General features: G+C 73.1%; 12 protein-coding genes. 5 read left to right on the top strand and 7 right to left on the bottom strand.

Annotated features, from left to right (window positions below; translation table 11 throughout):
* Positions 1 to 195: 195 nt before the first annotated feature.
* From VG276_02395 to VG276_02365, 7 genes are all read right to left on the bottom strand, one after another.
* The gene (locus VG276_02395) at positions 196 to 2,559 is read right to left on the bottom strand and encodes an aerobic carbon-monoxide dehydrogenase large subunit (GenBank protein HEV8648259.1); all 2,364 of its coding nucleotides are present in this window, start codon (positions 2,557 to 2,559) and stop codon (positions 196 to 198) included.
* Positions 2,556 to 3,059: a (2Fe-2S)-binding protein gene (locus VG276_02390; GenBank protein HEV8648258.1), complete on the bottom strand. Its 504-nt coding sequence runs from the start codon at positions 3,057 to 3,059 to the stop codon at positions 2,556 to 2,558. The genes VG276_02395 and VG276_02390 overlap by 4 nt, the downstream gene beginning before the upstream one ends.
* A complete protein-coding gene (locus VG276_02385; protein ID HEV8648257.1) occupies positions 3,060 to 3,935 on the bottom strand; it encodes a xanthine dehydrogenase family protein subunit M in 876 nt (291 codons plus the stop codon). It abuts the gene before it with no gap.
* Between the two features lie 262 nt (positions 3,936 to 4,197).
* On the bottom strand, positions 4,198 to 4,968 hold the full coding sequence (locus tag VG276_02380) for an SRPBCC family protein (GenBank protein HEV8648256.1): 771 nt from the start codon (positions 4,966 to 4,968) through the stop codon (positions 4,198 to 4,200).
* A complete protein-coding gene (locus tag VG276_02375; protein HEV8648255.1) occupies positions 4,965 to 5,651 on the bottom strand; it encodes a nucleotidyltransferase family protein in 687 nt (228 codons plus the stop codon). Before VG276_02375 ends, VG276_02380 begins: the two co-directional genes overlap by 4 nt.
* A 173-nt stretch (positions 5,652 to 5,824) precedes the next feature.
* A complete protein-coding gene (locus VG276_02370; protein ID HEV8648254.1) occupies positions 5,825 to 6,601 on the bottom strand; it encodes an XdhC/CoxI family protein in 777 nt (258 codons plus the stop codon).
* 4 nt (positions 6,602 to 6,605) lie between these two features.
* Complete coding sequence (locus VG276_02365) at positions 6,606 to 6,917, bottom strand: XdhC family protein (protein ID HEV8648253.1); 312 nt, start codon at positions 6,915 to 6,917, stop codon at positions 6,606 to 6,608.
* A gap of 207 nt (positions 6,918 to 7,124) precedes the next feature.
* Here VG276_02365 and VG276_02360 point away from each other — a divergent pair, with 207 nt between their 5' ends.
* The 5 genes from VG276_02360 (at position 7,125) to VG276_02340 (ending at position 13,193) form a co-directional block, all read left to right on the top strand.
* A complete protein-coding gene (locus VG276_02360; GenBank protein HEV8648252.1) occupies positions 7,125 to 7,625 on the top strand; it encodes a (2Fe-2S)-binding protein in 501 nt (166 codons plus the stop codon).
* Positions 7,622 to 10,138: a molybdopterin cofactor-binding domain-containing protein gene (locus tag VG276_02355; protein HEV8648251.1), complete on the top strand. Its 2,517-nt coding sequence runs from the start codon at positions 7,622 to 7,624 to the stop codon at positions 10,136 to 10,138. The genes VG276_02360 and VG276_02355 overlap by 4 nt, the downstream gene beginning before the upstream one ends.
* On the top strand, positions 10,135 to 10,977 hold the full coding sequence (locus tag VG276_02350) for a xanthine dehydrogenase family protein subunit M (GenBank protein ID HEV8648250.1): 843 nt from the start codon (positions 10,135 to 10,137) through the stop codon (positions 10,975 to 10,977). The genes VG276_02355 and VG276_02350 overlap by 4 nt, the downstream gene beginning before the upstream one ends.
* An 88-nt stretch (positions 10,978 to 11,065) precedes the next feature.
* Positions 11,066 to 11,968, top strand: a complete 903-nt coding sequence (locus VG276_02345; protein ID HEV8648249.1) for a MoxR family ATPase — start codon at positions 11,066 to 11,068, stop codon at positions 11,966 to 11,968.
* 49 nt (positions 11,969 to 12,017) lie between these two features.
* Positions 12,018 to 13,193: a VWA domain-containing protein gene (locus VG276_02340; GenBank protein HEV8648248.1), complete on the top strand. Its 1,176-nt coding sequence runs from the start codon at positions 12,018 to 12,020 to the stop codon at positions 13,191 to 13,193.
* Positions 13,194 to 13,200 lie beyond the last annotated feature (7 nt).

Genomic DNA, 13,200 nt, shown 5'->3' with positions numbered 1-13,200 from the left:
GTCGGCGGTCACCACCGCCTTGTCGCCGACCTGGGACGACACCGGCGGGTCCACCCGGACCACGGTCGCCAGCGCGTACGGCCGCGCCGGCCCCCCAGCGTCAACCCGGGCCATGGCACAGGCGCTCTTGGGGGGCCGTGGCGGGAGCTCGCTCCCCCCACATCGACCGAGGACCGCCGGTCGGACCCGCCGCCGTCACACGAACCCTTTCTCGTGCATGGCCGTCCAGACCTTGTCGCTGGTCACCGGCATGTCGATGTTGGTGATCCCGAGAGGCGCCAGCGCGTCCAGGACCGCGTTGACGTAGGCGGCCGGCGAGCCCACGGTGGCCGACTCGCCGACGCCCTTCGCCCCGATCGGGTGGTGGGGCGAGGGCGTCACCGTCTGGTAGGTCTCGAAGCTCGGCGTCTCCCAGGCGGTCGGCAGGAGGTAGTCGGTGAAGTTCTGGCCGATGCAGTTGCCCTCCTCGTCGAAGGTGATCAGCTGCATCGCGGCGATGCCGAAGCCCTCGGTCAGGCCGCCGTGGATCTGGCCCTCGACGATCATCGGGTTGATCCGCACGCCGCAGTCGTCGACCGCGACCATCTTGCGCACCTTCCACTCCCCGGTGCCTTTGTCGATGTCGACGACCACGCAGTAGGTCCCGAACGGGAAGGTCAGGTTCGGGGGGTCGTAGTAGGTGACCCCCTCGAGGCCGGCCTCCATGCCCTCAGGCAGGTTGGTGTAGGCCGCGAAGGCGACGTCCTGGATGGTCTTGGTCTGGTCGGGCGCGCCCCTGACCGAGAAGCGGCCCTCGGCATACTCGATGTCCTCCTCGGCCGCCTCGAGCAGGTGGGCGGCGATCTTGGTCGCCTTGTCGCGCAGCTTGCGGGAGACCATGGCCGTGGCCGCCCCGCCCACCGGGGTCGAGCGGGACGCGTACGTCCCGAGCCCGTACGGGGTGTTGTCGGTGTCGCCGTGCATCACGGCGACGTCCTCGGGCGGGATGCCGAGCTCGCCCGCGACGATCTGGGCGAAGGTGGTCTCGTGGCCCTGGCCCTGGGTCTGGACGCCGATCTTGAGGATCGCCTTGCCGGTGGGGTGGACGCGCAGCTCGGCCGAGTCGAACATGCGCAGTCCGGCGATGTCGTACTCGCTGCCGGGGCCGGCGCCGACCACCTCGGTGAAGCTGGCGATGCCGATGCCCATCAGCTCGCCCTTGGCCCACTTCTCCTTCTGCTCGGCCCGAAGCTCGGCGTAGCCGAGCTTCTCGAGGGCCAGCTCGAGGGCCTTGGGATAGTCGCCCGAGTCGTACTCCCAGCCCACCGCCGAGTGGTAGGGGAACTGCTCGGGCTGGATGAAGTTGCGCCGCCGCAGCTCGGCCGGGTCCATCTCGAGCTCCACGGCGGCGTTCTGGACCAGGCGCTCGATCAGGTAGGACGCCTCGGTGACCCGGAACGAGCAGCGGTAGGCGACGCCGCCCGGTGCCTTGTTGGTGTAGACGCCTTCGACCTCGCAGTGGGCGGCGGGCACGTCGTAGGCGCCGGTGAAGATGTGGAACAGGCCGGCCGGGAACTTGCTCGGGTTGGCGGAGGCGTTGAACGCGCCGTGGTCGGCCACCACCTTGGAGCGCAGCGCGGTGATGCGGCCGTCGGCCGACAGCGCCATCTCCCCGCGCATGTGGTAGTCGCGGGCGAACCCGGTCGAGATGAGGTTCTCGCTGCGGTCCTCGATCCACTTCACCGGCTTGCCGATCAGCAGCGAGGCGACCGTGGCGACCACGTAGCCGGGGTAGATCGGCACCTTGTTGCCGAACCCGCCCCCGATGTCGGGCGAGATGATGCGGATGTTCTGCTCGGGCAGCCCGGCCACCAGCGCGAACAGCGTGCGGTGGGCGTGGGGTGCCTGCGAGGTGAGCCAGATGGTGCACTTGCCGGTGACCGGGTCGACGTCGGCCACGCAGCCGCAGGTCTCCAGCGGGGCCGGGTGGCAGCGGGGGTAGAAGGTGTCGAGGCTGACGACCCTGGCCGCCTCGGCGAAGGCCCGGTCGGTGGCCTCCTTGTCGCCCTTCTCCCAGTGGAAGATGTGGTTGCCGGTCTGGCCTTCCTTGTCCTCGCGGATCAGCGGCGCGTCGTCCTCGAGCGCGCGCCTGGGGTCGACCACGGCGGGCAGCGGGTCGTAGTCGACGTCGATGAGCTCCAGGGCGTCCTGGGCGACGTAGGGGTCGTCGGCCACCACGGCGGCGACCTCCTGGCCCTGGAACACGACCTTGTCGAGCGCCAGCACCGCCTGGGTGTCGGCTGACAAGGTCGGCATCCAGGCCAGGCCGTGCGCGTCCAGGTCGCGACCGGTGATGACCGCGACCACGCCCGGGTGCGCCTTGGCCGCCTCCACGTCGATCCGGGTGATCCGGGCGTGGGCGAGCGGGCTGCGCAGGATCGCCATGTGGAGCATGCCGGGCAGCTTGACGTCCTCGACGTAGTTGCCCCGCCCGTGGACGAAGCGGTCGTCCTCCTTGCGCCGTACGGAATGGCCCAGGCCGCGGACGGCCGGGCCGGCGTCGGTTCCGGTGTCGCTCATTGCCCACCTCCGGCCAGGACGGGGGCGCCGGCCTCTGCCGAGCGCATGGCGGCGCCGGCCGCCTGCACCGCCTTGACGATGTTCATGTAGCCGGTGCAGCGGCAGAGGTTGCCGGACAGCGCCCAGCGCACCTCTTCCTCGCTGGGGTCGGGGTTGTCGGCCAGCAGCGCCTCGGCGGCCAGCATCATGCCGGGCGTGCAGAAGCCGCACTGCAGCCCGTGCTGCTCCTTGAACGCGTCCTGCAGGGGGCTCGGCTTGCCGCCCTCGGCCAGCCCTTCGACCGTCCGCACGCTCCGCCCGTCGGCCTGGACGGCCAGGTAGGTGCAGGACTTGATCGGCACCCCGTCGACCAGGACCGTGCACGCGCCGCAGGAGGTGGTGTCGCACCCGACGTGGGTGCCGGTGAGCCCGAGGCGCTCGCGGAGGAGGTGGACCAGCAGCAGCCGCGGCTCCACGTCGACCTTCTGGCTGATGCCGTTCACGTTGACGGTGACCTGCATCTACGCACCTCCACCGGCGATCGCCATCGCCACGGACCGTCGCAGGCCGCGCTCGGTGAACACGCGGACGACGTTGCGCTTGTACTCGACCGACCCGCGCATGTCGGCGCTGGGCGAGGCGGCCCGGGCGGCCAGCTCGGCCGCCTCCCGGAACGCCTCGTCGGACGGGTCGGCGCCGGCCAGCACCGCCTCCGCCTCGGTCGCCTTGAGGTTGTTCGGGCCGACCGCGGTCAGGCCGATGCCCGCCTCGCCGATCCGCCCGTCCGACATGGTGACCCGGACGGCGACCGCCGCGGTGGCGAAGTCGCCGACCTTGCGTTCCAGCTTCAGGTAGGCCCCGCCGGTGCGGGGCCGGTCCGGGACCCGCACCTCCACGAGCAGCTCGTCCGGGCGCAGGGCGGTCGTGAACGGCCCGTCGAAGAAGTCGCGGGCCGCGATCGTGCGGGTCCCCGACTTCGACCTGGCGACCAGGTCGGCGTCCATGGCGAGCATGACCGCGCCCCAGTCGCCCGACGGGTCGGCGTGGGCCAGGGAGCCGCACACCGTCCCCAGGTTGCGGACCAGCGGGTCGGAGACCTGCGGGGCCGCCTCGGCCATGGTCGGGTAGCGTTCGCGCAGGACCTGCGAGCGCTCGGCGTCGCGATGGCGGACCAGCGCGCCCATCCGCAGGTGGCCGTCCTGCTCCGAGATCCCGTCCAGGCCCGGGAGCCGGTTGATGTCCACCAGCCATGCGGGGGCGGCGAAGCGGAGCTTGAGCACCGGGATCAGGCTCTGGCCTCCGGCGAGCACCTTGGCGTCGTCGCCCTGCCCGTCGAGGAACTCGAGGGCCTCGTCGAGGCTGCGAGGCGCGAGATAGTCGAACCGCGGAGGGAGCATGCTACCTCCTCCTGCCGCCGTCGCGGCGGCATCGCCGGACCATGCAGAGCATGCTTGCCGACCCGGCCCGATTGCACAAGGGGGGCGTCCCCGTTACATGAGGGGGCGTCCCCGTTGCAGGGGGCGTCCCCCTTGCACGAGGGGCGTCCCCGGCCGCGGAACTGGTCGGGTCCCTGATCCGACGCGGCGTCCTGTCCTCGGCGTCGGTCCGCGAGGCGGCGCTGGCCGTGCCCTGGACCGCCAGGGTGCGGAGCTGGCCGTGCTAGCCCCTCCTGAGAAGCCTCCGGACGAAGCCGGCCAGCGCGGCCCAGATGGCCTTGAGACGGCCAATCACGACCGTGCCGATCAGGCCGCCCACCTTGAGCGGTCGTGAGGCGGCCGGGGTGGGGGCGGGACTGAGCGGCGCCGCCGGCGGCGAGACGGTGGCGCTCGGGGCGGTCGCGGCCGGCGCCGCCTCGGCGCCTGGCTCGGCCGCGGCCGGGGTGGCCTGGGCCGCGGCCGGGGTGGCCTGGGCCGGCGTCGCCTCGGCTGCGGCCGGCGCGGGCTCGGCCGGGCCCGCTGCGGCGGTGGCGGCCGCCCTGGTCTCGGCCTCGAGGGTCTCGCGCAGGCAGTCGGCGAACTGGCCGAAAAGCTTCGCCGAGACGTCGGAGATCGCGCCCCGGCCGAACGAGGCCACCTTGCCGGTGAGCTGCACGTCGCTCACCACCGACATGCGGGTCTTGGTGTCGGAGACCGCCTCCAGCCTGGTGTCGACCTTGGCCCTGGCCGTGCCCCCGCCCCGGACTTCCTTGCCGCTGGCCGAGAGCTGGGCGCTGTGGGCGGCCTCGTCGACCTCCTCGAGGACCACGGTGCCCTTGTAGGACATGGAGATCGGTCCGAGCTTGACCCGGACCGTGCCCTCGTAGGTCCGCTCGTCCACGACCTTGGTGAGCGCGGCGCCCGGCATGCACGGCGCGACCCGGGGCACGTCGTTGACGAGCGCCCACACGCGGTCGAGGGGCGCGTCGACCTCGACCGTCTGCTCGATCCTCATTGCTGTGCTCCTCTGCCTGCGGGGGTGGGGGATGGTGGTACCGGTTCGCGGCCGGCCAGCAGCGCCGCGGCCCGGGCCAGGCCGTGCTCGTCGTCGACGTCGAGGTCGCTGCCGAGCGTGGCGACCTCGACCCCGGCCACCCACTCGGGGTGGCGGGCGAGCAGCTCGCGTGCGCCCGCGTCGCCGGCCAGCTCGCGCAGGTGGGGCAGCACGGCCCGGTCGAACAGCTTGGGGTGGCCGGGCCGGCCTCCGTAGGTGGCGGTGACCACCGGGCCGGCGCCGTGCGCCCAGGCGTCCACCAGGCGGGCGACCACGCCCGCGGTGACCAGCGGCTGGTCGCCCAGGGCGACCACGACCGCGCCGTAGCCGTCGCCGGCCTCGCGCGCTTCAGGCGACCACGCCGTGGCCACGGCCCGGGCCAGGACGCGGCCCATGCCCTCGGCCCAGCACTCCACCTCGAGCGGCCTGGCCCGGTGCAGGTCGACGGTGGCCAGCACCCCGCCGGCGTGCGCGCCCAGGGCGACGGTCACGTCGTCCACGGGTGCGGCCGACATGGCCGCCAGGGCGTGCTCGAGCAGCGGGCGCCCGCCCAGCTCGGCGAGCTGCTTGGGCCGGCCCATCCGGGCCGACCGCCCCGCCGCGAGCACCAGGCCCAGGACACGAGGACGGCCGCCGCCCTTCACGGCCGCTCTCGTGTCAGCCCGCATGTCCCTGCGGGGACGCCGTGCGGGCGTGAAGACGGCCAGCGGTTCTCTTTTCGGGTCAGTCTGTCGATCGTCCGCTTGCGGACTCCCCGCAGTCTCCTGCGGACTCCGCTGCGGACTCCGCGCAGTCTCTGGACGCGAAGCGTCCACGGTTACACCCGGCCCCGTTCCCTCAGGAAGTGGACTGTGTCGCGGCGCTCCGAGAGCCGGCCCCCCGAGCGGCCGTGCCGCACCGCGATCACCTCGGCCAGGATCGACACGGCCGTCTCCTCGGGGGCCTTGGCCCCGATGTCGAGCCCGATCGGCCCCGAGATGCGGGCGATGTCGGCGTCGCCGTACCCGGCCTCGCGCAGGCGGTCCAGGCGCTCGACGTGGGCCCGCCGGCTGCCCATGGCGCCGATGTAGGCGACCGGGCTGGCCAGCAGGGCATGCAGGGTCGGGTCGTCGAAGCGCGGCTCGTGGGTGAGCACGGCCGCGTAGGTGGCGTCGTCGGGCGGGTTGGCGGCCAGGTGCTCGTGGGGCCAGGCGACCACGACCTCGTCGGCGTGAGGGATCCGTTCGCGGGTGGCGAACCGCTCCCGGGCGTCGACCACGGTGACCCGGTAGCCGGCCTGGTGGGCGGCCTGGGCGAGCGCGGCGGCGAAGTCGACCGCCCCGACGATCAGCAGGTGGGGCTGGGGCGCGTAGACGTCGAAGAACACCTCCCGCCCGGCGACCTCGCGGACGGCGGCCTCCTCCCCGGGGAGCAGCCCACGGGCGATCTCGGCCGCCTGGGCGTCGAGCCGCTCGTCGCCCAGGGTGCCCTCGACCGACCCCGGGGTGACCAGCAGCTTGGCGCCGAGGCCCTCGCCGGCGACCACGGTGACGAGCGCGCCGCGCCGGTCGGCGCGCACCAGGTCGCGGATGGCCTCGAAGGTGACCTGGCCCACGGCGCTAGGGGACCGGCTCGATGAAGACGTCGATCACGCCGCCGCAGGCCAGGCCCACGTCCCACACCATCTCGTCGGTGATGCCGAAGGTGACCAGCCGGGCCGGCTCGCCGGCGAGCACCCGGCCGGCCTCCTCGAGGACGGCGCCCTCGACGCAGCCGCCGGAGACGCTGCCCACCCAGCGGCCGTCGTCGCTCACCGCCATCTTGGCGCCGGGAGGACGGGGCGCCGAGCCCTTCACCTTGGTCACGGTGGCGAGCGCAACCCGGTGGCCGTCGGCCCGCCACCGGTCGATCGCGTCGAGCACGTCCCGCATGGACACCTCCGTTGCTGCCAGATGCCGGCGACTGCCCAGCTTACGGTCCCGTGAAGCGGATCGGAACGCTTTGCATTCCTTGGAGAACGATCTATTGTGCCCTCGTCTGACCATTGGCGGCCAACATCGGCTCGAGCGGGCAGCACAGACCGGGGCGGGTGCCCCGGCATCTGGCGTCCCCGCGTAGCCGAGGGACGGAGGTGGCCCTTGAGGCGCATCGCTCTGACGGTGAACGGGGTTCAGCGCGAGGCCGAGGTCGAGCCTCGACAGCTCCTGGTCTATTTCCTTCGAGAGACGCTCGGGCTCACCGGGACGAACGTGGGCTGCGACACCTCGTCCTGTGGCGCCTGCACCATCCTGGTGGACGGCAAGTCGGTCAAGTCGTGCACCATGCTCGCCGTCCAGGCCGACGGCACCGAGATCACCACCATCGAGGGCCTGGCCAGCGACGGCCAGCTCCACCCCCTGCAGGAGGCGTTCCGGGCCAACCACGGCCTCCAGTGCGGCTACTGCACCCCCGGCATGATCATGGCCGGCCTCAGCCTGATCGAGAGCGGCGCCGGCATGAGCGAGGAGGAGGTCCGCCTCGGGCTCGAGGGCAACCTCTGCCGCTGCACCGGCTACCAGAACATCGTCAAGTCGATCCAGGACGCGGCCAAGACGATGCGCTCTCCGGCCGCCACCGCCACCCAGGGGGGCTCGGCATGACCCAGGTAGCCGAACCGGAGGCCGCCCAGCGCTACATGGGCCAGGGCCTGCTCCGCAAGGAGGACCCCGAGCTGCTTACCGGCCATGGCCGCTTCATCGACGACATCGCGCTGCCGGGCATGGCCTGGATGGCCATCGCCCGCAGCCCGGTCGCGCACGCGAACATCACCAGCATCGACACCTCGGCCGCCAAGCAGATGCCCGGCGTGCTGGCCGTGTTCACCGGCGAGGAGCTGGCCTCGGAGTGGGCCGCGGGCCTGCCCTGCGCCTGGCCGATCGGCAGCCGCACCCTGCCCGAGAACGTCACCCGCGACCCGCGCATGCCCGACCACTGGCCGCTGGCCAAGGACCGGGTGCGCTACCAGGGCGACGGGGTGGCGGTGGTGGTCGCCGACAGCCGGGCCCACGCCAAGGACGCGCTCGAGGCCGTCGACGTCGACTACGAGGACCTCCCGGTCGTCACCGACATGGAGGAGGCGCTGAAGGAGGGGGCGCCGGTCATCCACGAGAACTTCGGGGACAACGAGGCCTACGTCTGGTCGCTGGCCAACGGCGAGGTCGACAAGGTCTTCTCCGAGGCCCCGGTGGTGGTCAAGGAGCGCTACTACCACCCGCGGCTGATCCCCAACGCGATCGAGCCCCGCGGCGTCGTGGTCCAGCCCAACCCGGCCATGGGGGAGTACACGGTCTGGTCGGCCACCCAGATCCCTCACATCCTCAAGCTGCTGCTCGCGCTCACCCTGAACATCCCGGAGACCAAGATCCGGGTGATCGCGCCCGAAGTCGGCGGCGGCTTCGGCTCCAAGCTCAACGTCTACGCCGAGGAGGCCTTGGCGCTCGCGCTCGCCCGCCGGCTCGGCGTGCCCGTGAAGTGGGTCGAGGAGCGCTCCGAGGGCTACCTGGCCACCATCCACGGCCGTGACGTCATCCAGGAGATGGAGGTCGCCGCCACCGAGGAGGGCAAGCTCCTCGGCGTGCGCGTCAACCTGCACGCCGACTTCGGCGCCTACCTGCAGCTCGTCACCCCGGGCATCCCGCTGCTCGGCGGCTTCCTCTACCACGGGGTGTACGACTGCAAGGCCTACAGCTTCACCTGCACGGGCGTGTTCACCAACAAGACGCCCACCGACGCCTACCGGGGCGCCGGCCGGCCCGAGGCGACCTACGCGATCGAGCGGATCATGGACGCCCTGGCCAAGCGGGTCGGCAAGGACCCGGCCGAGGTCCGCGAGCTGAACTTCTACGCCCCCTTCACCGAGCCCAAGGAGGTCGTGACCGGCCTGCAGTTCGACTCGGGCAACTACCACGCCTCGCTCGACAAGGCCAAGCAGCTGGTCGGCTACGACGAGCTCCGGGCCGAGCAGGCCCGCCGTCGCGAGCAGGGCAACCCGGACGGCAGGCTGCTCGGCATCGGCATCTCGACCTACATCGAGATGTGCGGGCTGGCGCCGTCGCAGACGCTGGCTGCGCTGAAGTACGGCGCCGGCGGCTGGGAGTCGGCCACCGTCCGCTGCCACCCGACCGGCAAGGTCACCGTGGTCACTGGCAGCTCCCCGCACGGCCAGGGCCACGTCACCACCTGGTCGCAGATCGCGGCCGACGCGCTCGGGGTCAGTCCGGACGACGTCGAGGTGCTCCACGGCGACACCGCCGTGTCCCCGCTCGGCATGGACACCTACGGCAGCCGCAGCGTCGCGGTGGGCGGCACCGCCCTGTACAAGGCGGCCGAGAAGATCCGGGCCAAGGCGCGCAAGATCGCGGCCCACGAGCTCGAGGTGGCCGAGGACGACCTCGAGTGGAAGGACGGCAAGTTCCAGGTCGCCGGGGCGCCCGACAAGGCCAAGACCATCCCCGAGGTCGCCTTCTCGGCCTGGACCGCGCACAACCTGCCGGCCGACGTCGAGCCCGGCCTCGAGGCGACCGCGGTCTACGACCCGCCCAACTTCACCTTCCCTTCGGGCGCGCACATCTGCGTGGTCGAGGTCGACGCCGACACCGGCCTCACCCGGATCAGGAAGTACGTCGCGGTCGACGACTGCGGCACGGTGGTCAACCCGCTGATCGTCGAGGGGCAGGTGCACGGCGGTGTCGCCCAGGGCATCGCCGAAGCCCTCTACGAGGAGGCGCTCTACGACGAGAACGGCACCCTGGTGACCGGCAACATGTCCACCTACCGCATCCCGTCAGCGGCCGAGCTGCCCGGCTTCCAGCTCGACCGGACGGTGACCCCGTCCACCACCAACCCGATGGGGGTCAAGGGTATCGGCGAGGCGGGCACGATCGCAGCCCCGCCGGCGGTGCTCAACGCGGTGGCCGACGCCGTCTCGGCCGTCGGGGTGGAGTTCATCGACCTGCCGGCCAGCGCCGAGCGCGTCTGGCGGGCGATCCAGGACGCCCGGGGCGGCTCGCCCGGGGCTCGCACCGTCGAGGCCGGCGGGACCGGTGCGAGCAGCATGACGCCGGAGGCCGACGGGCAGTCCGGGCCCGCGTCCAGCGAAGGAGGTGTCCGGTGATCCCGGCCCCGTTCGACTACGAGGTGGCCGAGTCGGCCGACCACGCGGTCGCGCTCCTCGGCCAGCACGGCGAGGACGCCAAGCTGCTCGCTGGCGGGCACTCGCTGCTGCCGCTGATGCGGCTGCGGCTGGCCGCGCCGTCGGTGCTGGTCGACATCGGCCGGCTGCGCGACCTCTCCTACGTCCGCGAGGACGGCGACAAGCTCGCCATCGGCGCCCTCACCACCCACGAGGACGTCCACTTCAACGAGCTGGTCGAGCGGCACTGCCCGATCCTCGGCCACACCGCCGGCGAGATCGGCGACCCGCAGGTCCGCCACCGCGGGACGATCGGCGGGTCGGTGGCCCACGCCGACCCCGCCTCCGACATCCCGGCGGTGCTGCTCGCGCTCGACGCCGAGCTGGTCGTGCACGGGCCGGCCGGGGACCGCACGGTGGCTGCGGGCGACTTCTTCACCAGCATCTTCGAGAGCGACCTCGGCCCGCAGGACCTCCTCACCGAGATCCGCGTGCCCAAGCTCGCGGGCGCGGGCTGGTCATACCAGAAGTTCAACCCGCGCGCCCAGGACTGGGCGATCGTCGGCGTCGCCGCGGTGGCGGCTCTCGGGAACGGCGGCCCGGGCCGGACCGCCGTCGCACTGACCAACATGGGGGAGACGCCGCTGCGGGCCCGTTCGGTGGAGGAGGCGGTGGCCTCGGGCGCCGACCCGGCGACCGCCGCCGAACAGGCCCTGGAGGGGACCAACCCGCCCAACGACGCGCTGGCCAGCGCGGAGTACCGCAGGCACCTGGCCAAGGTGCTGACCCGCCGCGCGCTCGAGGAGGCGGCATCGCGCTGACCGACGCACCACGGGAGCCCCGGCCGAGTACCCACGGCGCGCGGGTTCCCGCCTCCCCGGAGGCCCGGCGTGCTCGACCGCGGCGCCGATGCTTGGCGGGCGCTCACGGGGCGGGCGCCTGAGCGTGGGCGCCCTCCCGTTCGGCTCGGTCGGCGAGCTGGAGGCGGCCCTGCGGGAGCACGCCTACCTCGCTGACCGCGGCCTGGCCACCGCGCTCCACCTGGCCCTCGCCCTCGACAAGCCGCTGCTGCTCGAGGGCGAGGCCGGCGTGGGCAAGACCGAGGTGGCCAAGGTCCTGGCCGCGCTCCTGGGCCGCCAGCTGGTGCGCCTGCAGTGCTACGAGGGGATCGACGCCAGCCAGGCCCTCTACGAGTGGGACTACTCCCGGCAGCTCATCGCGGTGCGCGCGGCCCAGCTCGGCCAGGGCGCCGCCGACCTGTTCGGCGCCGAGTTCCTGGTCGAGCGCCCGCTGCTCACCGCGGTGCGGGCCGGCGCGGGCGCGGTGCTGCTGATCGACGAGCTGGACCGGGCCGACGACGAGTTCGAGGCGTTCCTGCTCGAGGTGCTGTCGGAGTTCGCGGTCACCATCCCCGAGATCGGCCGGGTGGCCGCCGACCGGCCGCCGGCCGTGGTCATCACCTCCAACCGCACCCGGGAGCTGCACGACGCCCTCAAGCGCCGCTGCCTCTACCACTGGATCGACCACCCGTCGGTCCAGCGCGAGGTCGACATCGTGCGCGTGCGCGCCCCGGAGGTGCCCGAGGCGCTCGCCCGCCAGGTGGCGGCGGCCGTGGCCCGGCTGCGGGCCATGGACGTGGCCAAGCGCCCGGGGGTGGCCGAGACCATCGACTGGTCCAAGGCGCTCGCCTTTCTCGGGGTCAGCCAGCTCGAGCCGGCCACGGCCGCGCCGACCCTGGGCGCCCTGCTCAAGGACCACGAGGACCTCGAGCTGGTCCGCGCCCGGCTCGACCGTGTCCTCGAAGAGCCGTGATGGCGCCTGGGCCCAGCCAGGGCGACCGGGCTCTCGGGGAGCTGGTTTGATGGAGGGGCGGCCGAGCCAGGGCGACCGGGCTCTCGGGGAGCTGGTTGGCTTTGGGCGGCTGCTCCGGTCGAGGGGCCTGCCGGTCGGCACCGGGCGGATCCTCGCGTTCTGCCGGGCGGTGGCGGTGCTGACCCCCCTCGACCGCGACGGCCTGTACTGGGCGGGGCGGCTCGCCATGGTCGCCCGCAAGGCCGACATGGCCGCCTACGACGACGCCTTCGGGGCCTACTTCCCCCAGGAACGCGACGACGCCCTGGCCGTGATCGCCGGGTGGCTCGAGAACGTCGCGCTGCCGCCCGAGCTGGAGGTGACCGTCGAGGAGGGGTTGGCTGAGGACGGCTGGCGGGTCGGCGCCAAGGGCGAGGGGGGCGAGGAGGGCGAGGGGGGCGAGGAGGAGCTGCTCGTCGGCGTGCTCGCCAGCGGGGCCGAGGTGCTGCGGTCCAAGTCGTTCGAGGAGCTGACCGACGCGGAGCGGGCCGAGGCCAACGCGGTCATCCGCAGCCTGGCCCTGCACCTGCCGGTCAGGCACACCCGGCGCTGGCGGTCGTCCCCGCACGGCCGGCGCTTCGACCAGCGCCGGACCCTGCGGGCGTCCCTGCGCACCCAGGGTGAGCCGTTCCGGCGGGCGTGGCGCGCCCGCCGGGACAAGCCGCGCCCGCTCGTGCTGGTCCTCGACGTGTCCGGGTCGATGTCGGCCTACTCCCGCGCGCTCATGCAGTTCGGCTTCGCGGCGATCCGGGCTGGCCGGCGGGTGGAGGTGTTCTGCTTCGGCACCCGGCTCACCCGGGTCACGCGCGCCCTGCGGCGCTCGGAACCCGACGACGCCCTGCGCGAGGTGGCCGCCGGTGTGGTCGACTGGGACGGCGGCACCCGCATCGGCGAGTCCGTCAAGGAGCTGCTCGACCGCTACGGGCAGCACTCGTTCCTGCGCGGGTCGGTGGTGGTGCTCTGCTCCGACGGGCTGGAGCGTGGGGATCCGGCCGTGCTCGGCGCCCAGATGGCCAGGCTCGGCCGCCTCGCCCACCGGCTGGTCTGGGTCAACCCTCTGAAGGGCAGCCCCCGCTACGAGCCGCTGGCCAGGGGCATGGCCGCGGCCCTGCCCCACGTCGACCGGTTCGTGCCCGGCCACAACCTCCAGAGCCTCGAGGCGCTGTGCAAGGTGATCGGCAGATGACGGGTCC

The sequence above is a fragment of the Actinomycetes bacterium genome (assembly GCA_036000965.1).
GTDB lineage: Bacteria > Actinomycetota > CALGFH01 > CALGFH01 > CALGFH01 > DASYUT01.
The sequence above is the reverse complement of the archived record's forward strand: the minus strand, read 5'-3'. Positions and strand labels throughout refer to the sequence as shown.